Source organism: Streptomyces lothianensis (genome assembly GCF_047779955.1).
GTDB lineage: Bacteria > Actinomycetota > Actinomycetes > Streptomycetales > Streptomycetaceae > Streptomyces.
Genome location: NZ_JBLMKT010000075.1, coordinates 1 through 24,877, shown reverse-complemented (window position 1 = coordinate 24,877; position 24,877 = coordinate 1). Strand labels below are relative to the sequence as shown.

Sequence of the window (24,877 nt, the reverse complement as noted above, 5' to 3'; positions counted from 1 at the left end):
TACCGGTCAGGGCCTGGGCAGCGGCAGGGCTGGCATCTGTGGGTGCCGCAGGTGCTGACCGTCGCCGTATACGTGCAGAGTGAAGGTGTCCGGGCCCGGGGCGCCGGCCGCGTCGTAGGCGTCCAGGACGTGCTCGATCCTCTCCCACAGCGTCACCGGTCCGGCCTCGCGCACAGCCCAGCCGCCCTCGCTCGGGATGAGGGTGGCGGCGGAGCCGGTGACGACGTCGACCAGGTGCACGACCTCGCCCACCGTCGTCATCTGCGCGTCCGGCACCGCACTCTGGGCGAGGAACCGCAGGTGGAACGCCTCCTCGGTCGCGGCCGTGATCCGTTCCGGGGTTTGCCGTGTCGTACGGGCCCGATCCGGCAGGCCCGCGGCCCAGTGGGCGGGGTTACCGAACGCCGGCGCCGCGTGCGTGCGCGCGGACATGAACGACACCGTTCCGGGAAGCAGTTGCCCCTCGGCGGTGCCGTTCTCGGCGACCGTGAGAAGGACGCGGGCGTATCCGTAGAGCCAGCCGGAGAGGGTGAGCAGGATCTTCCCGCCCGGCCGGGTCTGCGCGAGGAGCGCGGGCGGGACGGCGCGGAAGGAGCATGCGGCCACGATCCGGTCGAACGACGCTTCGGGCCAGTACCCGTACAGCCCGTCCGCCACGGCGAGGGTCGGGGTGTAGCCGCAGCCGTACAGTGCGCTGGCCGCCTGCTCGAGCCGGTGGGGATCGACCTCGATGGAGGTGACATCGGCGGAGCCGAGGCGTTCGCAGGCGAGCGCGGTCGAGTAGCCGGTGCCGGTGCCGATCTCCAGCACCGTGTGCCCCTCCTGGATGTCGGCGTCGGCCCACATCCGCAGCACGAGAGAGGGCAGTGTGGACGACGAGGTCGGGGCGCCGCCGTGCCGTACGGCGGGCTGTTTCCAGTCGGGTTCGTCCCCGTCGAACTGTGTGATCAGGGTGGTGTCGCAGTACGCGGCGCCGAGCCAGCGGCCGTAGTCGAGTTCGGCGGTGACCGGCTCCCACACCGTCAGGCCATGGGCGTCGCGTTCGTCTGCGGGCAGGTAGAAGCCGGGCACGAACTGGTGCCGCGGTACCGTCGCCACTGCGGCCCGCCAGGCGGAGTCGGCAAGGGCGCCGTCAGCGGCGAGGGCCTTCGTCATCGTCTCGCGCAGCCGTGCGGCGTCGGTCTCCGGGTCGGCGGGCATGGTCATGGCCTGCCGCCTCCTTCCGTGTTCAGGATGTCGGCGAATGCCTCGGTGATGTCGGCGGCGTCGGGCAGCCAGCCCCACTGGCCGTTCGGATTGCATTCGATCGCCGTCCAGTGCCCGGGGTCGTCTCCGTCGCCGGTCAGGGCGAAGTCGAAGCAGCCGAAGACCAGGCCGAACGAGGCGAGGTAGCTGTGCAGGGCCGCCTCTACCTGGGCGGGGACGGTGATGGGGGCGTGGATCAGCTCGTTCCAGTCGCCCCGGCGCCAGTCCAGGGCTCCATCGGGGGCGGCGATCTGCTGGGCGAAGACGCGGCGGCCGACCACGGTGACGCGTACGTCGCCGGTCTTGGGGATCTCGGCCTGGAACAGGTGCGCGGTCACGTTGAGGGTGTCGTCGAAGGACTCCGGATCGACGCGCTGGGCCCAGATCGCTCCGGTGTGCCCGTTCTCGTCTCGGGGCAGGCCGCGGAACGTCTTGTAGATGACGCGGTCGTGGTTGGCGGCGAACTTCCGGGCGGCTTCGGTGTCGTTGGTGACCAGGGTCGGCGGGATCGTCAGGCCGAGCTCGGCGAACCTCTGGAGCTGCGCGGGTTTGAAGTCGGCCCGGGTGATCGCGGCCGGGTGGTTGACGTAGAGAGCGCCGTGCAGGTGGTTCAGGACGCCGCCGAGCCCGTGACGGGCTTCGGCGGCGGCGAACTCGCGCTGCTGCTGAGGCAGGTGCTGATACCGGGCGGTGTACGGGGTGGGGCGGCGGCAGTACACCGCCGCCACCTCCCCCAGCTCCACCTCCCGGCTCGCCGTACGCAGCCGTCCGCTCCACGCGGGGCGGTCCTCGCCGATGTGGAACCCGAAGGTCAGGGCGGGTCCGATGTCGGCGGGGTCGACGCGTACGACGGGCACCTCACGCGCGTTCAGCGCGGTGATGACCCAGTCCGCGGTGACGTCTTCCAGCGTGGTGACGACCAGGACGGTGGAGGCCATCAGCTCAGTCCGACTCGTAGTCGGTGGTGTGGTCGTCCTGGGTCTGCGGCTGTGGGTTCTGCCCGTCCCCGCCGCCGGACATGGACGCGGTACCGGTCGTCTTCGAGGTGCCGTGCTTGCCCATCTCCACAATCTGGCCGGCGGTGTCGGTGTAGCGGGCGGTCTGCGTGGACGTATCCAGCGTCACCGTCGCGTAGGACGGCGGGCCGACCGGCAGCCGGTCGGTGACCAGCCGCATCGCCCACGGAGCCTCGGGTGCAAGCGTCGCCATGCGATTCCCTTTCCCCTTGACGAAAGCGGTCAGCCGGGCGGCTGCCGCTTGCACAGAATCGGTGACCGGCAGGTTCCCTGACCAGTACCGTAGGGGTCGCGAACCGTGGCGGAACTATCACGGTCCGTATACGCACGCGGGGAAGGCGAGGCAACGATGGCCAGCGGATCCGGCAACCCGCACCTGGCGCTGTGGATCGCGGCGACCGGGCTGTCCCACGGAGAGATCGCCCGCCGCCTCCATGCGGCAGCGAAAGCACAAGGTCACCGCCAGGTCGCTCCGGACGCGACCCGTATCCGCCGCTGGATCGACGGTGAGAAGCCCCGCCCGCCGGTCCCCGCCCTGCTCGCCGAGGTCCTCTCGGAATCAGTCGGCCAGCCGGTCACTCCCGGTGATCTCGGTCTGACGGCTGCCGGTCCGGTGCTCGATAGCATCCAGCTCCCGCTGCTGACCGAGGCAGCCGCCCAGACCTTGGCCGGATGGACGCAGATGGACTTCATGAACCGCCGCGACACCCTCAAACTCGCCCTCGGAGCCCCGCTGATCCTCGCCGCCGAACGGATGCTCGGCGGCACCGCCCGCGCCCTCAACGCCAGGACGAAGGGCTTCGACGCGGACACCGTCACCGCGCTGGAGGAGGTGACCGCCTTCTTCACCAAGGCTGACGCCTCCAAGGGCGGCGGCCTGTACCGGTCGGCGATCGTCGCCCAGCTCTCCGAAGTCGCCCGCCGCGTCCAGGACGGCGTCCCGCCGAGCCTGAAGACCCGGGTCTTCGCGGCGACCGCCGATCTGGCGGCGCTGGCCGGGTGGGTCAGCCATGACGCGGCCCGCTACCCGGTCGCGCAAAGGTTCTGGAGTTACGGGATCTATGCGGCGGGCGAGGCCGGGCAGCGCGACCGCGGGGTGGAAATCGTCACCCGCATGTCCCACCAAATGATCACCTCGGCCACCCCGCCGACGCTCTCGGTCTCCTCGGCGTCGCCGCGGCGAAGGCGCAGATGCCCGCGACGAAGGCCCTGGTCGCCTCCCAGACGGGCCGGGTGCACGCGGCCCTCGGCGACCGGCAGCAGGCTGAGCGGCATCTTGGCGCTGCCGACGAGCTTCTCGCGGACGGGCTCGGCACGGGCGTCCCCGAGTGGGTGAGCTACTTCGACGCCGCCGAGCACGCCGGCGCCCGTGCGGTCTCCGCCCGCGACCTCGCCGGGCTCGATCGGGGCAGCCGTGCGGCAAGCGTGCACTTCGAGGACGCGCTCGCCCTCCGCAAGCCCGGGTTCGACCGCGTGAAGGTCATGGACCGGGTCGGGCTCGCCGCCTCTCTCTTTGACGAAGGTGAGGTCGAGCGCGGCGCCGCCGCGGCCCACCAGGCGCTCGCCGACGCTGCCCGCGTCGACTCCACCCTCGTGGCCTCCCGGCTCAACACCCTGCTGGACGCGGCCCGTCGATACGAGACGGCAGCGGCCTGCGACGTACGGACGAGGGCGCGGGATCTCGCCGCCGCCCGGCCGACCACGATCGCGGCCTGAGAACATCGAGCGCATGGGCAAGCACTCCCGTCCCGGACCAGTCAACCAGCCATCCCGCGTGGTCCCCCGCGTCGATGCCGACGACCCGCTCGCCGCGTACAACAAGCGGCGGCGGCCGCCGATGGACGTCTGGCGCAAGCACCGGCCGCTGCACGGCGGCGGCAGCCACCTGCGCCCCGACGAGGCACGGGCCCTGCTCGCGTGGAACGGCTTCGCGTACGAGATGACGGGCACCGCGCCGAACCTGGCTGCCGCGCAGGAGTGGGTGACCAGCGCCCCGGACGGCGAGTCCGCAGGCTCGTAGACGACACTGAACGCGCCCGACGGGGAGGGGGAACCGACCCGTGACGAACCCCGTCGGGCCCCAGCAGGGAGGGGACGCGCGGGTGACCACCTGGGACGTCGAAGACCCGGCCGTGTGGGACGACCTGTTCACCCGTGACATCGGCCAGCAGTCGGTGCAGTTCGTGCGGCCCGCCGACACCGACCGCCCGACCTGGTCGGTGTATGAGGCCGCGGTCTACCGGGGCACCGTAGCGGCCGAGCAGGACGCGTACGAAGGACTCCAGCGCGTCTACGCACTGTTCGGCCTCGACGCTAACCAGAACCCATACGTCCAAAACAAGAGGCTGAGCGAGGAACTTCTCCAGGCAGCCTTTTCCCGGTAGATGCCAGGCGCAGCCTCACAAAAGGATGGGCCAGCCCCGGCCGTACTGCGTCCCGCCGGCTACGTAGGTACGGGCCCGAGGCGAAGTTCCACCGGAGCGTGGCCGCCTGCTCCTTCCGCGCCGTGCCCCGTCCCTGCTGCACGGACCCGGCCGGGCGGGAAGATCCTACTCACCCTGTCGGTTTGGCTGCACAGTTACGCCCGCGCCCTGCTGACCGCGGCAGGCGACGGCACCGCCGAGGGCCAGCTCCTGCCCGGTAGGGATTCGTTCATGTCCGCCCGCACCCACGCGGCGCCCGTGTTCGGCAACCCTTCTCACTGGGCCGCCGGCCCCCTTGAGAAGGGCCGCACGGCCCGGCACAGCCTGGAGAGGATCACCGCGGCGACCAAGGATGCGTTCCACCTGCGGTTCCTCGCTCAGAGCCTCGCTGCGGCTGACGCCTTGGCAGCCATCGCGGATGTCCCCGCAGTCGACGCCGGGGCAGCTCGGTCGGCGCACATCCCGCAGCGTTCGAACTCGTTCTGGCAGAAACTGGTGCCGTCGCCGGACGGGCAATCCTCATGGCAGGCAGTAGCAGACAGCCGGGAGAATTCGGCACAGCTTCGTCACGTGCCGACGGGCTGCCACTGGCCGCAGTTGTCGCTGCTGAAGGAGTAGTCGCTCGCGCGGATTGTTACCTGAACCCGCTTCGCCGCGTTGGTGAAATAGTTATCGATGATCTCGCCGTTGGCGTCCGTTCGCTCCCAGTAGCAGCCCTCAACGTCTGAGGTGTAGTAAGTGCCCGGTTTGATCTCCTTGCCGACCAGGTGTATGCCGCCGCCGAAAATCTTTCCTTCGGCCTTCAGATCGTTTCGCTGGGCTGCCTCACCCAGGGCCTTGTCGATCTTCTTTCGCAGGGGGTGGCGTGGGCACAGCATGAGGGCTCCCTTGACCTCTGCGATCTGCGCAGGATTTCCGGCAATGTCGAGGTAGTTCAGGGTCTCCGGTCCGGCCTCGGCGCATATGCCGTACAGGGTTCCGAGGCTGCTGATGCCGGCTTCGTCCCCGTAGGCGGCATCAACCGCCTTCGCTTGGAGATCCGTCATCTCCCCTGCGCTGGCGTCGCCTTCGCACGAGTTGTATTTGGCTGGCCACGCCTCCTCGGGGGAGGAGTAATAGTGCGACGAGTGGGCCTCGTCCAGGCACATGATCTCCACCGTGACGGCGGCTGGAGCCTCTGGCACGGCTGTGGTCTCTGGTGCGCTCGGCGTCGTCTTCTCGACGGTTGCCTCTCCCCTCCCTGCGCTGGTGCGTGGTGGCTCACTGGTGCAGCCGGTCAACGCCGCCACTGCCAGTAGCGCAAACACGATCCTCTTCATGTCCCCCCGCAGGCGTCGGCATCAGAGTCTGGTGTCCCGCCTTCGTCTGGAAGGTGGGGGCGTGCATGGTACTCCGCAAAGAGATGATGCCTTCAGTGGTGTGTCACCTCGGCGGCAGTTGCGTGACGCACGTCCCGCGGGCAGCGCTCGTGGTCAACACGGCCGGTCTGCTCCGAAGGTCAGACTGCGGCTGGCTCACTCGGGGGTACTCGGAGGTCGTCACCTTGTCGGTGGCGGCCCCGGTGTTCGTCAGCCCTGATCAGCTCAGCTCGTCGGGATAGAACGGCCCGAACCTGCTGACCACTCTGCTGGTGGTCGAGTCGATCCGGTCAACCCACTCGGAGATACGGGCGTCCACCGTCTTCTGGGCGGTGGTGACCCGGTCGAGGTCCCCGCCGAGGAAACCGGCGTGCAGCAGCGGGTGCTGGTCGCCCGATGCGAGTTCACGCTCGAGCCACTGGGATGCCAGCGGACGGTACTCGCCGCGCATTCCGGAGACCAACAGGTGCGGCGTACTGATGTCGTTCCCGGCGTCCTCCTGGACGAGCAGGCGCAGGTATTCGAAGCGCTCCCACGCCTCGGTGAAGGCGCTCTGGTTGGCCACCACGTGCCCGGTGAAGATGGGCTTGAGGTACCTGTGTGCCCGGGCTGCGGAGGTGTGCTGGCCGAGAACCGTTTCGGGTCCGAGCAGGGCCGCCGCGGGCATGTCGACCCTGCTCATGATGTCCTCGGTGCGGGGGCCGGTGAGGAGGCGGGCCGCCAGCGGCCAGCGTTCGGCCGCAACGGCGGCGACACCGGCGCTGTGCAGGAGCAGGGTGGCCGGCGCGCGGCGCAGGTCGTTGAGTGCCCTCTGCCCGGTACCCCAGGTGACGGTTGCGAGGCGCTCGATGTCGGCGAACCAGTACCGGTCGGTGGTGTCGTTGCCCCAGTAGGCGGTGACCGCGGCGAGAGCCGCCAGCGTCTCGGTCTCGGCCTCCCACTCGGTGAGCCGTCGCTCGTGCTCGGCCGCCAGATCAGGCTGGGGAACGTCGGCGGTTGCCGTGCGCAGCGGATGGTCGGCGAGGCGGGCGGCTTCGCGGCGCAGGGTGTCGTGGAGGTTGATGGCCGGGCCGTCGCTGCGCAGCTCGCGCTTGGCGGTGGCGATGGCGGTGGCGATGTTCTGGGGGTTGGTGCGGTTGCGTTCGGCGAGGGCGGTGACGGCGTCGGCGGTACGGGTCAGGAAGCGGTCGGCGTCGGCTGGCACGTGGGTGCCCTGGCGCTGGTCCAGGAGTTCAGTGGCGGTGGTGGAGAGGGGGTAGGGGTCGGCCCAGTAGGTGTCGAAGCGGCGGGTGGGGCAGCGTTTGAGGGCTTTCACCAGGGCCGGGTCGTACTTGGCAGACCATCCGGCGATGATCAGGCCGTACTCGTCGAAGACCTGGTCCAGGAGCGTGTCGACCTCCTGCTCGTACTCCTTGAGCTCCTCGGGGGTGTTGCGCATGCTGTGCGGATCGAGGTAGTCGCCGTGGAGGTGGATGACCACTCCCTGGCGCTGCGCGTGCAGGGGGATCATCCCGGCCAGGTCGGACGGGCGTCTGATGACGGTCGGGCGCAGCCCGGCTTCGCGCAGGGCGTCCTCGATGAGGTGGTCGAAGTTCAAGGTGATGATCACCCTGATGTACCCGTTGGCGACCAGGCGGGCGAGAGCGCGGTGCGCGTCCGCGGGCTGCTTCAAGCCCTGCTCGCGTTCCGTCTCGTCGGGTTCGAAGTAGGAGCGGAGCAGCGCCTGGCGCCCGCCGTTGGTTCCGGAGAGGTCGGCCAGGAGGGTGTCGTAGGCCGGCTCGCGCTTGAAGCGCTTCACGTACCAGTCGTACGGACCGTCGTCTCCATCAGGGATCTCGGCGCCCTCGATGCTGGCGATCTGGCGGATCAGATCGCACTGGATGCCCCAGGCGGAAAGCATGCCGGCCGATACGGAAGCCCCGGCGCCGAGCAGCACCGCGTACCCCCCGGGTACGGCTCGCAGACCGAGTGCAAGATTCACATGAGGTTCCATCGACGGATCGACCACGGCACGCCTCCTTGGGCACGCGGGAGCAGAGCGGCCGGAGTTGACCACCCATCACCAGTTTACGTCAGAATGACGAAAAGAAGGGGCCCCGCTTACTCACCCTCTGCGGCACCGACTCTGTCGATGCCGGCGACGAGGGTCAGACACACGGTCCGTGACGCCCAAGCCGGGCCGTTGTTGACCAATACGCCCCCGGGGCCCGTGACCTTGGTGGTGCCAGCCTCAGCGAGCTTCCCCTTCATCTGCGCGGCGACCTGCTCGTCGGCGACCAGGTCGTGCACGTCCTCAACCTGGTCCTGCGTGGTCTCCGGGCGCGGCCCGTGGTAGCCCACCCGCTTCCGGGTCGTCTCCGGCGTCAACCGGTCGGCCATGCAGTAGGACTCCCGCGAGCCGTACCTGAGGGGGCGCCACGCGCGGGCCGCGCTGACGCGCGAGGTGAACTATTCACGAAGCGTGTACCCGAATCCGGCCTACCGGCGCGCCGAGCGGCTCACTCGCCAAACAGGGGTGCGGGCGGAGCCATCACGGCGCAAGAGCCCCGTTCGCTGCGGTGGCACGGCAATCGCCCGGTGGCCGGCCTCTATAAAGGCCCGGACCGCCTGATCTGCCTGGTCCGCGTTGCGCTCTATTTCCTCACGCGCGGCGAGCAACGCCTCGCTCGGTTCGTCGGAGTCCACGCAGGAGTCCAGCCGCCCGGACCAGGTACGCAGTGTGCGTTCCGCGTCAAAGCCCAGGCGGCCGACCTGATGAGGGTCGTCGAGCAGGACCAAGCCCAGTGCGTCGGTGACGGCCTGAAGCTGCGGTCCAACCACGGCGCGCAGTTGGCCGACCTCGCTCAGGACGTATCGGGGAGCGGCATCGTATGGATACGAATCCCACTCGGTCGCGTCGAAGTAGTGGCCCATCAGGCGGCGGAGGCTGTCGTTACAGACGACGAGCGCGCTGGCCAGAGCTGCGAAGGCAGCCTGTCGGTCCTTACGGACCTGGGCGCGCTCCTGACGCTCGGCCGTCTGCCGGGCGGTGCGGCCAGCGGCGAAGGAGGTGAAAGCGGTCGCGGCAAGGGTGCCGCCGATGCCAGCCAGGCCGAGCAGTGTCGCAGAGTCCATCCCGTTAGTCTCCCGGGTACGGGGCCCGCCGCAGGCGTTGTGCCACGAAACTGCCCCTGCCCGGAGGCGATCACGTTCTCGACGAGCGTCTGGGGCCGCCGCGGTGCGAGCGCGGGCTCCCCCCTCAGCCTCGCCACCACGCCGGACGGGCGAGGGTTCCTGGGCGTACCGCGCCGTCGCCGAAGCGGGCGCGGGCCCGATCAGCAGCTCGCTCGATGTGCCGACGCTTCTCATCGGCGGGGTCCAGAAGCAGTTGCTGGGTTGCACGGTCGGCGCTGGCCGCTTCGGCGCGCAGGGCGATGGTGCGGACGCGGGCGCGCTGCAGGCCCAGGCGTCCGTGGAGGTCGTAGGCGAGCGCGGTGAGGGCGGGGCTGTGTGCGGTGGGTTCGTCGAGGGTGCGGGAGCGCTGTGTTGAGGTGCGGTCAGCGTACGTGAGCGTCAGTGCGAGGCGTATGGCGATCTGGCCGGTGGTACGCAGCCGAAGACCGAGGCGCTCGGCGAGGCCGAGGAGGGCGCGCCGGTGGACGGTGGGGTCGAGTTCGTCGTACGGGAAGTCGTGGGAGAACCCGGCGGATTTGGGCGCGGTAGCTGTGGTGACGGGGCGCAGGTCGCGGCCGGCGGCGCGCTCGGCGAGCTGGTACGCGGTGGTCTTGCCGAGGATGCGGGTGAGCGTGCCGGGCGGGGTGGTGAGCAGGTCTGCGATGCGGTGGAGTCCGTATGCGGCCAGGGTGCGGGCGGTGGCGGGGCCGACGCCGTGCAGGGCGGCGACGGGTTTGGGGTTGAGGAACGCAGCCACCGCTTCCGGTGTGGGGGCGATGACGGTGATCTGGCCGGGCGGGGTGGCGGCGGCCGCCATCGCGGCGAGCATGCAGTTGGGGCCGGCGCCGATGGTCGCGCGCAGGCCGAGGTGTGCGGCCAGGCGTAGTGCGGTCATGGCGGCGAGGCCTTCGGTGTCGCGGTCGAAGAAGCGCAGCGCGCCTGTGATGTCCGCGTCGGCGGCGTCGGGGGGCAGGGCCATCACGTGCGGGGTGAGGCCGCGAAGGAGCGCGAGCGCGTCTTCGTACGGTTCCTGGTCGCCGGGGCCGAGGTCGTGGAGCTGGATGCGCAGGATGGAGCGGGGCGCGGTGGTCATGGCGGTCACCCCGCTGATCCGGGTGAGCGGTGGCCGAGGCGGCGTACGTCCGCGGTCCGGGTGCCGGCGGGCTGTAGGTCGCTCCAGGCGTTGAGTTTCGCGCCCGCGGTGCCGTCCTTTAGTGCCCGGCCGGCCGTCGGCGCCGGGGCCTCGGTGGTGGTGTGTGGCGGGGTGGGGGCGGGGGTGGTGCGGCCGAGGAGCTGGAGGGCGGCTTCGGGGCCGTCGTCGCGGCGGGTGGTGGCGACGTGGTCGAGGTCCCAGGCCATCTGGCCGACGACGGTGCGGCGGTTGCCGCGCTTCTCGACGGTGCCGCGGACCAGGAGCAGCCCGGAGTGGAAGACCGTGTGAGCGCAGGCCGGGTGGGAGTCTTCGAAGAACGCGAGGTCGGTCAGGCCGGTGCCGTCTTCGAGGGTGACGAAGATGACCCTCTTTCCGGAGGGGATGGGCGGGGTCTGGGTGGCGGCCCGTACGCCGGCGACGAGTACCTGCTGGCCGGGGTGCAGTGCCTGGAGTTGTCTGGCGGTGGTCGCGCCGAGTTCGGCGAGGAGCCGGTGGTGGTGTTCGAGGAGGTGGCGGGTGACGTCGAGGGAGAGGACGTCGAGTTCGGCGCTCATGACGTCGCGGCTGGTCATGTCCGGCAGCCCGGCCGGCGCTCCGGTGTCCGTGTGGCCGTCCAGTGGGAGTTGCCCGTCGACCGCGGCCGCGCGGTTGCGGGTGGAGCGGTGCAGTTCGGTGGCGTGCAGGAGCAGGTCCCGGCGGGTCAGCTCGCCCTGCAGCGTGCCGAGCGCGCCGATCTTGATGAGGCGTTGGGCGAGCGGGAGGGAGGGGCGGGCGCGCAGCCAGAGGTCCTGCAGGCTGGTGTAGGGCTGGGCGGCTTGGATGCGGGCGGCCTCGATGTTGGTGATGCCGCGCACGGTGGACAGGGCGAGCCGCACACCGAAGCCGTGTGGGGTGTTCTCGACGCTGTGGACGGTGCGGGAGGCGTTCACGTCGACGGGGAGGATCGGCACGCCGTGCTGCTTGGCATCCTGGGTCAGGACGCGCATCGGCCACATGCCGGGGTCGTGTTCGAACAGGCCGGCGAAGAACGCGGCCGGGTGGTGGGTCTTGAGCCAGGCGGACTGCACCGCGGGGACTGCGAACGCGACGGCGTGCGCGCGGCAGAACCCGTAGGCGCCGAACTCCTTGATGATCCCCCACACATCGTCGACCACGGTTGCGGCGTAGCCGCGCTCGGCCGCGCAGGCGCGGAACCACTGCTCGACCTTGGGCAGGCGGTCGGTGTCGGCGAGGGCGCGGCGGGCGACGTCGGCGGCGGCGCGGTCGCAGCCGGTCATGGTGGCGAGGATCATCATGATCTGTTCATGCCAGATCACCACTCCGTAGGTGTCGTCCATGATCGGCTTGAGGTCGGGGTGCGGATAGTGCGGTTGTTCATGGCCGTGGCGGGCGGCGATGAAACGGGCGGGCATCCCGCCGGCGACCGGGCCGGGGCGGAAGAGGCTGATGTCGGCGATGACGTCCTGCATGTGACGCGGCTGCAGCCGCGCGATGAGATCTTGCTGCCCGCTCAATTCGATCTGGAAGCAGCCCAGGACGCGTCCGGCGCGGATGAGGTCGAAGGTGGCTCGGTCGGCGGGGTCGACGTGGTCGGGTGAGTCGAGGTCGAGGTGGCGGCCGGTGGTGCGGCGGATCTCGGTGACGGCGTGCGCCATCGCGGACTGCATCCGCACCCCGAGCACGTCAAGCTTCAGGAGCCCGAGGTCTTCGACGCCGTGCTTGTCCATCTGCACCGTCGGGTAGGCGCCGCCGGGGGCGGGCTGTACGGGCAGGCGGTCCAGCAGGGAAGTGTTGGAGAGGATCACGCCGCATGGGTGCATGGCGAAGCCGCGGGGCAGGGCGTCGAGGCCTTCGGCGAGCTCCCACAGCGGTCCGAACGCGTCGGCCTCGGTTCGCAGCTGCTGCAGTTCGGGGAGCTCGGTGAGGGCGGAGCGGATGTCGCAGGCGCGGATGTGCGGAAACGCCTTGGCGATCTTGCCGGCGGTCTGCGGGGCGATGCCGAGCGCGAGCGCGGTGTCCCGCAGGGCGTGGCGGGCGCGGTAGGTCTCGGGCATGCCGGTGACCGCGACCCGCTCGGTGCCGAACCGTTCGAAGATGCGGTCGTAGACCTCCAGGCGGCGGGCCGATTCGACGTCGAGGTCGATGTCCGGCAGTGAGGTGCGCCGCTCGGAGAGGAACCGTTCGAACAGGAGCCGGTGCTTGAGCGGGTTGGCGGTGGCGATGAACAGCGCGTGGTCGACCATGGAACCGGCCCCCGAGCCGCGGGCGGCCACCCGGATCCCCATGGCCCGTACGTCCGCGACGACCTGGGCGACGGCGAGGAAGTACGGCGCGTAGTGGAGGCGTTCGATGACGCCGAGCTCGTACTCGAGCTGGTGCATGGCCTGCACGTCGCCGTCGAGGCCGCGGGCGGTCATGCCGGTGGTACAGCCCTCGCGCAGCGCCCGCATGTCGTCGCCGGCCGCGTTGCCGGCGCCGACGATGTGCGGCTCGGGAAAGAAGCGGCCGCCCAAGCCGAGGTCGCGGACCGGGTCGACGGTGCACTGCTCGGCGGCAGCGGCGGTGGCCGCCAGGAGGCGGGCGGCACGGCCGGGCGGGGCGCTCGCGCAGGCGGCGATCTGCCCGGCGATCTCGCCCATCGCCGTCGCAGGCTTCAGGTACCGCTCGCCCGGGTCCAGCGGTGCGCGCCGGTCGATCGGGCGCAGCAGGCGGGCCGCGTCCAGGACGTCGGCGATCCGGTACTGGGCCTGGTCGGTGTAGCGGACGGCGTTGGTGAGGACCGCCTCGGTGCCGAGGCGGTCCGCGAGGGTGAGGGTGTGTGCGGCCAGGCGCAAGGATCCGGGACCGAGTCCGGTCAGGCCGTAGTGGACGCACTCGAGGCGGAGGTTATCGCCGGCGGCTTGCTGCCAGGGGGAGAGGAACTGCTCGGCGAGGTCGGGGCGGCCGGCGCTCAGCGCGCGCACCGGCTCGGAGGCCGGGCCGAGCAGCACCAGGACGTCGTCGCCGAGGTGCTCGTTGAGCATGTCCCAGCCGGCCACCGGGAAGCCGTCACGGTTCGGGGTCGTGTGTGCGGCGGAGACCAGACGGCACAGGCGCGCCCAGGCGGCCGCCGAACGCGCCAGCAGCGTCGCCCGCAGCTGCGGCTCCGCAACATGCGCACCACCGCGCACCGGGGTCCGTACGCGGCGGCGGCCGGACGGCGGCGCGGTGGGGGCGACGGCGAGGTCGACACCGAACAGGGGCCGGATACCGGCCTGAAGGCAGGCCTTCGCGTGCCGCACGGCGCCGGTGACATTGTCCCGGTCGGTCAGCGCCAGCGCACCCATCCCGAGCTCCGCCGCACGCTCGGCGAGGGCCTCGGGGTGGGAGGCGCCATAACGCATCGAGAACCCGGAAGCGACATGCAGATGCGTAAAACCGCAGGCCACGCCATGCCTCCGTCCTCCTCTCCACGACGCCACTCGAACCCAAATGTTCGAAAATCTGTTCGAACCACGTAGCGCCTGAGCCCTCTGTGCACGAATACGGCGAGAGGGGATCCCCTCGGCCGGGTGACCAACCCGCGCCGCGGAAGCACTCTGCGGAATGCCCGGCTCCGGCCGTCGGCGGGCTTGCTGTCAGTGCGGTCCGCCATAGTGCCGTCCATGATCAACGAACTTGATGGCGTCGACTGGGCCTCGATGAGCCATGCGTACGGGCCGGCCTATGAGGTTCCGGTATGGCTGCGGGAGATGGTGTCGTCGGATCCCGAGGTCCGGAACAAGGCGTTCGGGGACTTCTACGGTGCGGCCCATCACCAGGGGGACGTCTATCCATGCACGGCGGCGAGCCTGCCGTTCCTGTTCGCGGCCGCCGACGATCCGGCAACGCCGGACCGGGCCGCGGTGGTCGAGCTGCTGCTCAGCATCGGGCGCGAAGCAGCCGACCATGACCTCGACGCGGTCTACATCACGCCCGACGGCACCGAGTCGACGGCGCATGCGGACGTCGTCGCCCACATGCGTGCGCATGCCGACGCCTTCATCCGCCACGCGGCCGACCCGGACCCGTCGGTGCGCTGCGCGGCAATCGAGGGACTCGGCCTGTTCGTGGAGGACGCCGACCTGGCGCTGGAGGTCCTGCGCGGCAGACTCCCGGCGGAGGACGGGACCGTGGAGCGGCTGTCGATCGTCCGGACGGCGGCCGATCTCGCCCTGCGGCTGCCTGCCGTCCACGCCGCCGCCACAGCGTGGCTGGATGCCCTGGCCACCGACGAGATAACGCCGGCCGACATCCGGCTGGCCGCGCTCGTCCACCGCACCCGCTGCACTCCGCGGAACTTGGAGCGGGATCTCGTGCCGCGGGCTGTCGCCTTGCTCCGGCAAGTCACGCTGCAGATCACGCCCGGCGACAATATGCACGCAGCCGAGGACGGGCAGGAGGCCCCCGCGTCAGCGGCGGTGCCGGACTGCCCGCCTCAGATAGCCGCCGCCTTCGAGGACCTGGAGCACCATCACCGCGTCCATGCTCCGACCACGCCTCTGCTGCGGAGTTTGCATCGTGTGCTCGATGCCCGCGTGCCCGAGCGCACGGCCCTGCTCGCCGAGCAGCTCGGCGGCGGGGATCACGCCGTCCGCTACGACGCGATACGCATGGCCCAGGAGCTGATCCAATCGTGGCGCGGTGACCACACCGCTCTCGTCGTCCTCCTCGCAAGCTGCCTGCTGCCCGAGGACCCTTACACCACCACCGCGGCTGCCGAGGCTCTCCGGGCTCTCGCCCCCGTGTCCGAGCCCGCCCGTGAAGCCCTGGCCACCTTCGTGGCCGCGCAGCGCACGAGATACGGCTCGCGCGTGTGGGCGGCGCCGCAGCCGCTGCTGCGACGCGCCCACCAGGAAGCCGTCCTCGCCCTGGCCCGCCTCGGTGACCTGCGCGCGCTGCCCTGCCTTCTCACCGCGCTGGACGACGATGTCGATACCTGGCGTGCCGTGCAGGCCGTCCGGTACCTGCGTCCGGCCGCCGGTGCTCTCGTGCCCCGGCTGGCCCGGCACCTGGCCGTGGCGGACTTCTCCCAGGACGGCTTCGGATCAAGCACCCACGCCGTGCTGTCCGCGCTCGCCGCCCTCGGCGATCTTGCGGCCCTACCCGCGATCACCGATGCCCTCACCGCCGCGCTCGACCGGGGCAACGAGCGCACCGCGGCCGCCGCCCTGGAAACGCTCGGTTCCTTCGGCGCTGCGGCCGCATCGGCTCTGGATATGGTCCGCGCACTCACCGACGTCGAGGACATCCACCTCCGCACAGCCGCCACTGCCGCACGGTGGGAACTCCAAGGCGACCCCGCAACCGTGGTGCCGGCCCTGCACGACCTGCTCGACACCCACGAGCGCCACAGGGCGGCCGATGTTCTGGGCCGGATCGGCCCACCCGCAGCGATCGTGCTGCCGCGTCTGCGGGCCCTGCTGACCGCCGACTACGAATGGACCCGCATCCACGCCGCAGCCGCGCTGTTCGACATCGGCGGCGAAGCCGAAGCTCCCACCGTCGTCGAAACGCTGCTCGGCGCATGGGAGAAGAACTGGTCGACCTCCAACTACGTGGTGGCCTGCCTGAACCGCATGGGCCCAGCCGCAGCCCCCGCACTTCCCCGGATCCTTGAAGAGCTGGCGCTCTCCCGCCGCAGCGGCCACGCCCAGCGCATCGACAACGACGAAGAACTCCAGACCACCTGTCAGGCCATCGTGACGCGCCTCGCCTGAACACCCGGCACCACCCACTGCGCGGCCGGCACCCCATCAGGGCCCGGCCGCGCCCGCGGACACCTGCACGGCTTCCTCCCGACACTCACCGGGCCAGCACGGCACAAGATCCCTGCCATACAGCAGGCGCGAGGTCACACAAGGCAGACGATGACAAAACGACATACCGTGAAGATCCAAGCCCCCGGGAGGTGACCATGCCGCGCCCCCCTCACCAAGACGGCGATCAGCTTCGGCCTGGTCACCGTGCCCGTGGTCATCGAGAAGGCCACCGAAGACCACGCAATCTCGTTCCGCCAGATCCACACCGCGAACGGCTGCGGCGGGCGGATCCGCTACCGCAAGGTGTGCGAGCTCGACGGCCAGGAGCTCCGCGCCGAGGACATCGGCCGCGCGTATGAGACCGCGACCGGTGAGCTCGTAAAGATCACCGACGCCGATCTCGACAGCCTGCCGCTCGCGTCCGTGCGCGCGATCGAGATCAGCGCGTTCGTGCCGGCGGAGTCGATCGACCCGCTGCAGATCGGCGCCGCCACCTACTTCCTCGCGTGCGACGGCCAAGTCGCGGTCAAGCCGTACGTCCTGCTGCGCAAGGCGCTCGAGCGCAGCGCGAAGGTCGCGGTGGTCAAGTTCGTGCTGCGCGGCGAACGCGAACGCCTCGGCCTGCTCAGAGTGATCGACGACGCGATCGCTCTCCACGTGATGCGCTGGCCCGACGAACTACGGTCGCCCTCCGGCCTCGCTCCCACGGCGAAGGTGCAGCTTTCCGAAGCCCGAGCTCGCCGAGGCCGGGCGGCTCATCGACCAGCTCAGCACCACCAACCTCGACGACCTGCATGACGCCTACCGCGAGGCGCTCGAGGAACGTCATCGCCGCGAAGCACGAGGGGCGGCGCCTCGAGCCCGCCGAGGAGGCCGAGCCCGCCGGTCAGGTCGTCGACCTCATGACCGCGCTGCAGCAGTCCGTACGCTCCGCCCGGGCCAGCCGCGGGAAAGCCGAGGACGATGCAAGCGTGCACGCCCTCGGCCCGCGCACCGAGAAGAAGCCGCCCGCAGAGAAGGCAGCCAAGAAGACCGCGGCGAAGAAGACCACCGGGAAGGAGAACGCGCGCACCGCATAGAGCAGTATCGGGTCCGCGCCGAGCACAGTGCGGCAGAAGGGAGGGGCGCTATGCCCGATACGGCAGGCCGGTACCGGCTCACCCTCGTCATCGACGGCCGGACCGTCGCACAGGGATGGTGGCATGTCCGTGGAACCGCGGAGCGGAAGTTCGCCGCCGAGGTTGGTGGCTACGGGCACCGCGACGGCGTCCGGATCACGCTCGTCGACACGGAGACGAGCGAGCCTGAGGGCATGGCCGTGACTCAGGCCGCTTCGGCCTCCGGCTGAGGGTGGCGGTCCAGCTTCTTCAGCTGCATCTCGACGTCGAGCCGGGGCACCTCGGCCGCGACCGCGGCCGCGACCGCGCCGATCCGATGCTGCACCGCGAGCGCGATGTCCACGGTCAGTGCGTCCGCCTGGATCGCAGCACAGGCGGAACGTTCCAGCTCAATCAGATCATCGGGAAGGTCAATCGCCACCCACCGATCCTATGCGCAAGCAGGTCATACGCCGCGGACGACCTCGCGCTAGCCTGAGGCGGACTGTCACGAATCAATGAGTGATCGCTTGACCGCCTCGCTCAATTCCGCCCGCAGTGGCCTGATCCGCGTTCGCCACCACTCGGCACGCTCACCCGGCTCGACATGTACCGCAAGCGACTGGCACAGCAGGTCGATGCGTTCGACAAGGCTGATGACCTCGTCAGACCCCAGATGGCCGATGTAGTAGCGGCTCCGGTGAAGCTCGGCAAGAACGTCCACGAGGTCTTCGCTATCGGATTGATGGGCCAGGAAGGTTCGGCGGAACTCTGCCAAGGTGTTCTCGAAGTTTCTGTACTCGGCGCTCCTGGATTCCGTCATCCACCGTCGATGCTCCGAGTTTCTTTGCTGCTGGGCCATCTCGCTGGCACTGCGGTGGGCTTCAGCGGCGAGTTCCAGAGCCCTCGCGTGACTTGCTTCTGCGGCTTCACCGGCCTTGCGGTGGTTGGCGTCCACGACCGCCAACGCGGCACGGTGGTTGGCTGCCGCGACCTCCATCGCCGCACGATGATTCGCTTCCGACTGTGCCAGTGCCGTACGCATCTGCCAGCGAGCGATCAGCACACTCGTAGGGATGCTGAGCAGAGCAATCACTGCGGCAACTCCGGAAAGGTCCATGACAGTCATGGTGCCGCGCCGTCTGCCTCGCCAGTCCAACTTCAGACAGCCCTGGAGCTTCCGGGAGGGGCTCCTACCTTGGCGGTGGGACGGCGTACAGGACCACCGCCCCCTTGTTGGTCGAAGCCGCCCCTCCCTCCTCCCGAGGGGCCTGGCGCCCTGGCTGTTGGCCCGTGGTGGTGCCCGGCTTCACGAGGGCCGGGCACCACCACGGAGCCTTCGGCATCCCGCTCACAGCCTGGCGTCTGCGCTGCAGGCGAGCGTGAAGAAGGCCGAGGAGTCCCGCGCGAAGAGCAGCAGGGCAGGCACTGCCCACGAACTCCCGAAGAAGACCGCGAAGAAGGCCGTGGCCAAGAAGACCGCAGCGAAGAAGAGCGCGCACACCGCGTAGAGCAGTATCGGTACGCACCGAGCACAGCCCGGCAGAACGTTCGTTCGCCCTCCGTGACATCATGGGTAGGGCCTCTCGCCGATCAGGTGAGGTGCTCCTGCGCCCAGCCGGCAATGCCGCCAAGCTTGACTGCCGCTACGTCGCTGTCGCCGGTCCGGACGGGCTGATCGGCCTCGTAGTCGTAGCCTTCGAGGCCGCTCTCCTCCTCGAGCATCCGCGCGATTTGATACGCCTCCGCCATGATCGGTAGTGCTTGCTGCCCCGGGTAGCGATAGGGGATCTCGATGTTGGCCGAGTCCCCCGCGTAGTCCAGCTGCAGATGACCGGCCGGCCCGTCACGCCACAGGGTCAGGCTGTAGGGGTACTCCTCGGTGGTGACCGGACCCACCTCCCGCGACATCCGCTGTATCAGCCTGTCCCAGGCGGCCCGCTGGTCACGGGTCAGGCTCATGGGCTTGAGGTCGGCATCCGAGTCGTAGGCGGAGTTGATCTCTTCCAGGGTCTCGTCGAAGGTACGGCCCGGGAACACCCGCAGGAACATGATGTCGTAGGTCACCGTCCGCAGCCTACGGCCCACGCCCGCTTTGTTCGAGGTCGTGGCGGGACAGGTGCGGGTGCGGCAGATCGATGACGACGAGGGCCGCAAACTGCTGCGGATCATCCGCCGCGGCACCGGTTCGGTGGTGATCTGGCGGCGGGCCCGGATGGTCCTGCTGTCCGCCCAAGGCATGCCCATAGCGAAGATCGCCGAAGTCACCTTCACCAGCGCGGACCGAGTCCGGGGACATGATCCACAACTTCAACACCGACGGCTTCGACTCCCTGTATCCGAAGTTCAAGGGCGGCCGGCCCAGGACCTTCAACCTGCTCGAGCGACGCGAGATCAAGAAGATCGCGAAGTCCAAGCCGACCGAGCACGACCTGCCCTTTTCAACCTGGAGTCTGACCAAGCTGGCGGACTTCCTGGTCGCCGAGGGGGTGGTCGACGACGTCAGCCACTCGGGCCTGCGCATCCTGCTCCGCGAGGAAGGCGTCTCCTTTCAACGCCTGAAGACCTGGAAGACCTCCCGAGACCCGGATTACGCGGCCAAGAAGGCGAGGGTCGAGCACCTCTACGCGATCGCCGACGGCGAGGTCATACCGGAGCCCGGCGATCCCGAAGTCGTCTTCTGTCTGAACGAGTTCGGACCACTCAACCTGATGTCCCACCCGGGAAGAAGTGGGCCGAACGCGGCGGCAAGCACGAGGACAGGCGCCGCACCCGGGCCATCGCCGACCTGCATCAGTGGGACGGTGCCGGTCGCGGTCCCCCCGGGCCGCCCGCGCCGCCGGCACCGATGCTACCGGATCATCCGCCCTACCAGCAGATCATGCGGTGTTCACCGCGGCCGACCACCCGCTGCGGGCCCGGCAGGTGTGCGAAGCGATGGACCTGACGGCCGCGCCCAACAACATCAACAACGTCCGCCTGAAGCTCAAGCGGCTGGCCGACCGCGAAATCCTGGCCGAAACCGAGCCAGGACTGTGCACCAGGCCGCGACCGCAATCGCCCGGAATTCAGCCCTGACCAGCACGCCTACTCGAGGTCCTTGGCCGAATCGACCGATGCTTCAAGCCCCATCGCCTCGGACGGCGCGGTCTTGATGCTGCCCGGAGCCCAGCCGAGGAGTTCCTCGAAGCTTCGGGCAACGGTCGGGGTGGGCAGGTCCCCACGGCCGCGTTCGAAGGTCCTGATGGTCGCCTCACTCAGCCAGGTGCGGCGCGCGAGCTCACGCTCCGAGATGCCTTCGGCCTCACGGAACTCGATGAGGGCTCTCGCCAGCCGTGTCGAATCCTCTCCACTCATGACCGCAGTATGGCGCCGAGCCCGGACCGGGGCCCTCTTGCTCGGTCCCATGCCAGGGCACCGGGCCAAGGCAACACGCCCGCCGGGCCGAATCCCAGTCGATTTGTTCGTCCTCGCCATGCAACCGGCACTCGTTAACGGCCCTGATCTGCACGCCCATCCCATAACAGAGTCAGATACAAGGCAACTCGCATACCACCCTCTCAAACCAGGCAATACCCTCGAAGGTCGCCGACTTGAGCACGGCGTCACCCTCGAACGTGTGCGTGAACGTATAGAGGTCAGCCAGGGCGGCGGGGACAGCTCCTCCGGCACGTGGGAGCTCGACGCGCGCACCTCGAGGTGAGAGGCGACGACGCCCGTACGCGGACTGCCCGAAGACCTCGTGGAGTCCATGGACTTGTTGTTCGGCGAGGGCGGCGGCGAGTCGGCCCCGTGGAAGGTGAGATGGACAACGGGCCTACCGTGACCTGCTCCCGGTAGGCCCTGCTCCAGGGACAGACATGCCGGGCGGGCGCTCCACCTCAGCACCGCCCCAGGCCGTCAGCGTTTGACGCGGTTACGGATGGCAAGCACAGCCAGGCCGAGGAGGACGGGTTCGGTCAGGCGGGAGGTCATCTCGATGTAGGCGCCGCCGGTGGTCAGGTCCTGTCCGGAGGAGCGGAAGACCACCGAGTTGAGGGTGACGTTCAGAGCTTCCTCGAAGCGCTCGCCGGTGAACCGGCTGCCAGTGGGGTTCCGGGGGTCGTCCTTGTCGATCTCGAAAGTGACCTTGCCCCCTCCGGCCGGGACGGTGCCGGTCGCGGTCTGCTTCGGGGTGTCCTGGGCGAGGCCGAAGGCCATCAGCAGAACGATAGTGAGGAACACGGCCGCTCCGAGCCAGGCCAGTGCCCGGGAGGCCCCTGGCCCAGTCGGGCCGCCGCCCGCACCGCGATATTCGAGTGGATCTAAAGCTGGTACAACTTGCAGCGGCTGCACAGCAGCCTCGGCTGCCGCAGTCCGGCCGACTACGAGGCCGCCCTCGCGGCCTGACCACCACACCGATGGTGTCCGTCAAAGCGGAACAAGCTCAGGTAGCAGATGAGAGTACGGGTGATAGTGGTGGAGGCGGCCGCCTGCCCGATCGCCCACGGGAGTAGCCGTGAGGATTGGGCTCCTCGACTCACCCTACGTGACGGGCACGTGAAGTGCCGCCTCAGCGGCACTTCTCACACAGCGGCATTCGGTAAACGTACGAGACGCACGGCACCAGTTCGGTCGCCTTCTGCGATGACCGCGGCTCGATGGTCGACATCGTGCAAATGATCGGCCGCGCCCTGCGCATCTCCCCGGGCAAGGGAAGATCGCGTCGCTGATGGTGCCGGTGTTCCTCGCACGGCGAGAACCCCGCCGAGATAGTCACCTCCCAGGCCTACCGCGCTCGCGACGATTTTGGAGGCGCTGCGCGCGCACGACACCGAAACGATCGAGGCCCTCGCCGACCCCCGGATCCGCAGCGGCCACCGGGCCAGCTGACAGGGCCGCCGAGCCTCCTGTCTATGATCCGCTGACTGAGCTGATCTCATTGCGAGGGGGACCATGAAGGGCCGCACATACAGACAAGCCACGCAGAGAGGCGCAGCGGTGCTGCTCAGCGTCCTCGCCGTGCTCGCCTCGATGCTGGTGGCCGGGAGCCCCGCGCAGGCGGCTTCCATGCAGCTACCCGGAGGCAAGCCGAACTGGGTCGTGTCGGTGGGGGGCTTGGACAGCGGCAAGGATCCTGGGAACTGGGTCCGGCTCGGCTACTACGTCTTCGATACAGACGGCACAGTGGTCACCAACTACTGGTTGTGGAAGGAGAGCGACCGGCCCGAGCGGGTCAACACAGTGAAGGCGGACTGCGACTGGCCCGTGCCTCATTGCTACGTCCGCACGGTCGACGGTTTCGACGGAGATCCGACAGGCGGGTACCGCGGCACATTCGACTACGACAGCTCCGGCCGGGTGGTCGTGACCTGGAAAACGGACAGGAACGGCGACGACACCCCCGACCTCAGGGAGACCTGGAACCTGGAGGTCGGCCTGGCGGGGGGCGTGGCTCGTATCACGAGTCCGACGTACTACACCAACTCGGGTACCGCCAGAGACCCGAGTGCGGAAGCCCCCGCCGCGGGCGTCTTCAGCAGCTACGACGCCACGTTCGGCGTCGGGTACGGCAGCACCTACAGCCTGGGTTCGGAGAGCCGGGTGAGCATGAACGAGCTGCTCACCGACAGCGACTACAACGATCTGCAGTACAAGGGCACCTTCGTGCGGGTCAACCGGAAGCAGCTCGACCGGGAGTGGGCCGGCGGCAACTGGACGTTCAGCGGAGATGGCGGCGACAACGCCGCCAATCCCTGGCAGAAGTGCGCGGACGTCGCCTGCCTGGGCTTCGTTCAGCACGGTACAAGCTGCTCTGACGACAAGAATCCTGACAACGACCGGGTCCGGTACATCGCGGAGATCGGCGGCGGGCGACGCAACACCGAGGAGTACTGGTGCATGCTCCTGGCGGGCAACGCCGACTGCTATCAGTACAACTCACATCCGCGACCAATGCTGCAGATCATCGACGACCAGGGGAAGTTCCGGGGCTGGGTGGGTGCCGAGGCCTTCAGCCACGTGAGCACGGCCGACGGCGAGCCGGACAGCGCGTGGGACCAGTACTACTGGGGAATCTTCGACACAGTGGCCCCCGGCCTGAAGCCGCAGGGCCCGCCCGCCTGGAACGGCAAACAGGCTCAGCCCGATTTCAGCCTGTCCTACGGCAACAGCGCCGCCACCGGGGACCTGGAATGGCGTACCAGCTCGGTGCTGTTCGGCGGCCGTAACCGTGTCACGAGCGGTTGCCGTTTCGTCGAGGTGATTGCCACGGGCGCGGACGGATCGACGAGGAGAGGCACCTCGAGTCCGCTGTGCGTGGGCATGGAATCCGATGGGATCCGTCCCTTCAAGGGCACGCTGGACTTTTCCGGGGTTGCGGGCGGCGCGACCAGCGTCCAAGTCACCTACTGGGTATCCGACAACGGCGGTACCACTTACGCCACCAAGGGCGTCGTCAGATGCACCCTGAGCAGTGACCCGTGCGTCAATTCGTCCCAGGACGAGGTGACGCAGTTTCATCTCTCCTATGGCAACAGTGTGGCCACGGGGGCACTGACCTGGTTCAACCGGTCTGTCAGCTTCGAGGGCAACAACCACGTTGCGAGCGGTTGCCGCTACGTCGAATTCATCGCCACCGGGGCCGAAGGATCGACCCACCGAGCCACGTCGAGCAAGTTCTGCGCTTCCGGAGGGGACCGCAGCTTCGGACCACAGACGATCGACCTTTCCAGCGTCGAGGGCGGCGCGACCAGCGTCCAGATCACCTACTGGATATTGGAGGACGTCGGGAGTACCTACGCGACGAAGGGCGTCGTCAAGTGCACCCGGGACGGCTGCGAGAACTCTTCGCGGGACCCGGTCACCGAGTTTCGCCTGGCCTATGGCAACAGTGTGGCCACGGGGGCACTGACCTGGCTCAACCGGTCTGTCAGCTTCGAGGGCAACAACCACGTTGCGAGCGGTTGCCGCTACGTCGAATTCATCGCCACCGGGGCCGGCGTGTCGTACGGCCGGGCCACGTCGAGCAAGTTCTGCGCTTCCGGAGGGGACCGCGACTTCGGGCCGCAGACGATCGACTTCTCTTCTGTGGAGGGTGGCGCGACCAGCGTCCGGATCACTTATTGGGTGTCCGACGACGGCGGCACCACCTATCTGTCCAAGGCCGCCGCCAATTGCTCCCGGGACGGTTGTGTCGCTGCCTAACAGTGCCTAACCTCGATCTTGCATGACGGTCCGCCGACGGAGTCGGTGGACCGTTTCGCTTTCGGTGGCTGATGGCGGGCATTCCGAGGGCCCGAGTGTCGCCTCGGGTGGACGCCGGGTTCCACTGCTCCGGGTTGGGTCCTCTTCTCGTAGGGACAGGCGGATCCGCTGGTCAGCCGGGGTTGGGTAGGAGCGCAAGCCGTTCGAGTGCGGCGGTGATCTCGCCGGTCCAGGGCCAGTGGCGGGCGAGGCGGAGGATGCGGCGCCACGGACATGGGGGTAGGACCCGGTAGGCTGCTTCACCTGGAAAGTGCCTCCGACAGGAGCGGGAACAAGGACCTCAGCAATCCTCATTCTCGCTGGTCAGAGGCACTTTTCGCTTACCTGACCGCCTGTCGGACAGCCTGCTTCATGAGCTGCACTGCGTTTGGTGGAGTCCCTGATGCCAGGGTTACGATCCTGGCGAA

25 protein-coding genes and 2 pseudogenes are annotated in these 24,877 nt (G+C 69.1%); 13 read left to right on the top strand and 14 right to left on the bottom strand.

Translation table 11 applies throughout. The features are described from left to right. Positions 1-6: 6 nt before the first annotated feature. From tgmC to ACLF6P_RS27165, 3 genes are read right to left on the bottom strand one after another with little or no spacing between them, the layout of a single operon-like run. On the bottom strand, positions 7-1,206 hold the full coding sequence (tgmC, locus tag ACLF6P_RS27175) for an ATP-grasp peptide maturase system methyltransferase (RefSeq protein WP_415953829.1): 1,200 nt from the start codon (positions 1,204-1,206) through the stop codon (positions 7-9). Continuing rightward, entirely contained in the window at positions 1,203-2,183 is a 981-nt protein-coding gene (gene tgmB, locus ACLF6P_RS27170; RefSeq protein ID WP_415953827.1) for an ATP-grasp ribosomal peptide maturase, read from the bottom strand. The genes tgmC and tgmB overlap by 4 nt, the downstream gene beginning before the upstream one ends. Positions 2,184-2,187: 4 nt before the next feature. Next, the gene (locus tag ACLF6P_RS27165; RefSeq protein WP_415953825.1) at positions 2,188-2,454 is read right to left on the bottom strand and encodes a putative ATP-grasp-modified RiPP; all 267 of its coding nucleotides are present in this window, start codon (positions 2,452-2,454) and stop codon (positions 2,188-2,190) included. Between the two features lie 156 nt (positions 2,455-2,610). On the opposite strand from ACLF6P_RS27165, the gene ACLF6P_RS27160 reads away from it, so the two are divergent. The 5 genes from ACLF6P_RS27160 to ACLF6P_RS27140 all read left to right on the top strand — a co-directional run bounded on the left by ACLF6P_RS27160 (position 2,611) and on the right by ACLF6P_RS27140 (position 5,302). Continuing rightward, positions 2,611-3,597 (top strand): hypothetical protein, encoded by a 987-nt coding sequence (locus ACLF6P_RS27160; RefSeq protein WP_415953824.1) that lies wholly within the window; start codon positions 2,611-2,613, stop codon positions 3,595-3,597. Then, complete coding sequence (locus ACLF6P_RS27155) at positions 3,594-3,977, top strand: hypothetical protein (protein ID WP_415953823.1); 384 nt, start codon at positions 3,594-3,596, stop codon at positions 3,975-3,977. Before ACLF6P_RS27160 ends, ACLF6P_RS27155 begins: the two co-directional genes overlap by 4 nt. A 13-nt stretch (positions 3,978-3,990) precedes the next feature. Beyond that, positions 3,991-4,281: a DUF6087 family protein gene (locus tag ACLF6P_RS27150; protein ID WP_415953821.1), complete on the top strand. Its 291-nt coding sequence runs from the start codon at positions 3,991-3,993 to the stop codon at positions 4,279-4,281. A gap of 82 nt (positions 4,282-4,363) precedes the next feature. Beyond that, the gene (locus ACLF6P_RS27145; RefSeq protein ID WP_415953819.1) at positions 4,364-4,645 is read left to right on the top strand and encodes a hypothetical protein; all 282 of its coding nucleotides are present in this window, start codon (positions 4,364-4,366) and stop codon (positions 4,643-4,645) included. A 270-nt stretch (positions 4,646-4,915) separates the two neighbouring features. Beyond that, positions 4,916-5,302, top strand: a complete 387-nt coding sequence (locus ACLF6P_RS27140) for a hypothetical protein (protein WP_415953818.1) — start codon at positions 4,916-4,918, stop codon at positions 5,300-5,302. Here ACLF6P_RS27140 and ACLF6P_RS27135 read toward each other — a convergent pair. The 6 genes from ACLF6P_RS27135 to ACLF6P_RS27110 form a co-directional block, all read right to left on the bottom strand. After that, the gene (locus tag ACLF6P_RS27135; protein ID WP_415953816.1) at positions 5,251-6,003 is read right to left on the bottom strand and encodes a membrane lipoprotein lipid attachment site-containing protein; all 753 of its coding nucleotides are present in this window, start codon (positions 6,001-6,003) and stop codon (positions 5,251-5,253) included. The genes ACLF6P_RS27140 and ACLF6P_RS27135 overlap by 52 nt on opposite strands. Positions 6,004-6,262: 259 nt before the next feature. After that, complete coding sequence (locus tag ACLF6P_RS27130) at positions 6,263-8,023, bottom strand: SIR2 family protein (RefSeq protein WP_415953814.1); 1,761 nt, start codon at positions 8,021-8,023, stop codon at positions 6,263-6,265. 119 nt (positions 8,024-8,142) lie between these two features. Then, positions 8,143-8,421: a DUF6192 family protein gene (locus tag ACLF6P_RS27125; RefSeq protein ID WP_415953812.1), complete on the bottom strand. Its 279-nt coding sequence runs from the start codon at positions 8,419-8,421 to the stop codon at positions 8,143-8,145. Positions 8,422-8,520: 99 nt separating this feature from the next. Next, entirely contained in the window at positions 8,521-9,156 is a 636-nt protein-coding gene (locus tag ACLF6P_RS27120) for a hypothetical protein (protein ID WP_415953810.1), read from the bottom strand. Between the two features lie 124 nt (positions 9,157-9,280). Next, on the bottom strand, positions 9,281-10,297 hold the full coding sequence (locus ACLF6P_RS27115; protein WP_415953809.1) for a DNA polymerase Y family protein: 1,017 nt from the start codon (positions 10,295-10,297) through the stop codon (positions 9,281-9,283). Then, positions 10,294-13,776 carry a DNA polymerase III subunit alpha gene (locus ACLF6P_RS27110; protein WP_463315327.1) on the bottom strand — a complete coding sequence of 1,161 codons (3,483 nt, stop codon included), beginning with the start codon at positions 13,774-13,776 and terminating at the stop codon, positions 10,294-10,296. The genes ACLF6P_RS27115 and ACLF6P_RS27110 overlap by 4 nt, the downstream gene beginning before the upstream one ends. A gap of 216 nt (positions 13,777-13,992) precedes the next feature. Here ACLF6P_RS27110 and ACLF6P_RS27105 point away from each other — a divergent pair, with 216 nt between their 5' ends. The 4 genes from ACLF6P_RS27105 (at position 13,993) to ACLF6P_RS27090 (ending at position 17,476) form a co-directional block, all read left to right on the top strand. Beyond that, positions 13,993-16,086 carry a HEAT repeat domain-containing protein gene (locus ACLF6P_RS27105; RefSeq protein WP_415953808.1) on the top strand — a complete coding sequence of 698 codons (2,094 nt, stop codon included), beginning with the start codon at positions 13,993-13,995 and terminating at the stop codon, positions 16,084-16,086. Positions 16,087-16,338: 252 nt separating this feature from the next. Next, the gene (gene ku, locus ACLF6P_RS27100; protein ID WP_415953807.1) at positions 16,339-16,926 is read left to right on the top strand and encodes a non-homologous end joining protein Ku; all 588 of its coding nucleotides are present in this window, start codon (positions 16,339-16,341) and stop codon (positions 16,924-16,926) included. Further along, a complete protein-coding gene (locus ACLF6P_RS27095) occupies positions 16,923-17,207 on the top strand; it encodes a hypothetical protein (RefSeq protein ID WP_415953805.1) in 285 nt (94 codons plus the stop codon). Before ku ends, ACLF6P_RS27095 begins: the two co-directional genes overlap by 4 nt. 50 nt (positions 17,208-17,257) lie before the next feature. Then, positions 17,258-17,476, top strand: coding sequence for a hypothetical protein (locus ACLF6P_RS27090; RefSeq protein WP_415953803.1), 219 nt, complete (start codon positions 17,258-17,260; stop codon positions 17,474-17,476). Here the strand turns inward: ACLF6P_RS27090 and ACLF6P_RS27085 are convergent. Both ACLF6P_RS27085 and ACLF6P_RS27080 read right to left on the bottom strand, forming a co-directional pair. Continuing rightward, the gene (locus ACLF6P_RS27085) at positions 17,452-17,667 is read right to left on the bottom strand and encodes a hypothetical protein (RefSeq protein WP_415953801.1); all 216 of its coding nucleotides are present in this window, start codon (positions 17,665-17,667) and stop codon (positions 17,452-17,454) included. The two genes, ACLF6P_RS27090 and ACLF6P_RS27085, sit on opposite strands and share 25 nt — an antisense overlap. Before the next feature lie 66 nt (positions 17,668-17,733). Then, positions 17,734-18,345 (bottom strand): hypothetical protein, encoded by a 612-nt coding sequence (locus ACLF6P_RS27080; protein ID WP_415953799.1) that lies wholly within the window; start codon positions 18,343-18,345, stop codon positions 17,734-17,736. A gap of 262 nt (positions 18,346-18,607) precedes the next feature. On the opposite strand from ACLF6P_RS27080, the gene ACLF6P_RS27075 reads away from it, so the two are divergent. Beyond that, positions 18,608-18,736, top strand: a complete 129-nt coding sequence (locus ACLF6P_RS27075; RefSeq protein WP_415953798.1) for a hypothetical protein — start codon at positions 18,608-18,610, stop codon at positions 18,734-18,736. Between the two features lie 82 nt (positions 18,737-18,818). Here the strand turns inward: ACLF6P_RS27075 and ACLF6P_RS27070 are convergent, their stop codons facing one another. Then, complete coding sequence (locus ACLF6P_RS27070) at positions 18,819-19,292, bottom strand: hypothetical protein (protein ID WP_415953796.1); 474 nt, start codon at positions 19,290-19,292, stop codon at positions 18,819-18,821. 40 nt (positions 19,293-19,332) lie between these two features. Between ACLF6P_RS27070 and ACLF6P_RS27065 the strand changes: the two are divergent. Together ACLF6P_RS27065 and ACLF6P_RS27060 are read left to right on the top strand one after the other, a co-directional pair. Further along, a pseudogene (locus ACLF6P_RS27065) lies at positions 19,333-19,995 on the top strand (helix-turn-helix domain-containing protein); the annotation flags it as partial. A 116-nt stretch (positions 19,996-20,111) separates the two neighbouring features. Beyond that, the gene (locus ACLF6P_RS27060) at positions 20,112-20,303 is read left to right on the top strand and encodes a hypothetical protein (protein ID WP_415953794.1); all 192 of its coding nucleotides are present in this window, start codon (positions 20,112-20,114) and stop codon (positions 20,301-20,303) included. Between the two features lie 9 nt (positions 20,304-20,312). Here the strand turns inward: ACLF6P_RS27060 and ACLF6P_RS27055 are convergent, their stop codons facing one another. Continuing rightward, positions 20,313-20,582 (bottom strand): helix-turn-helix domain-containing protein, encoded by a 270-nt coding sequence (locus ACLF6P_RS27055; RefSeq protein ID WP_415953792.1) that lies wholly within the window; start codon positions 20,580-20,582, stop codon positions 20,313-20,315. 543 nt (positions 20,583-21,125) lie between these two features. Continuing rightward, a pseudogene (locus ACLF6P_RS27050) lies at positions 21,126-21,491 on the bottom strand (hypothetical protein); the annotation flags it as partial. A 714-nt stretch (positions 21,492-22,205) separates the two neighbouring features. Between ACLF6P_RS27050 and ACLF6P_RS27045 the strand changes: the two are divergent. Next, positions 22,206-24,410 carry a hypothetical protein gene (locus ACLF6P_RS27045; protein WP_415953790.1) on the top strand — a complete coding sequence of 735 codons (2,205 nt, stop codon included), beginning with the start codon at positions 22,206-22,208 and terminating at the stop codon, positions 24,408-24,410. Positions 24,411-24,877 lie beyond the last annotated feature (467 nt).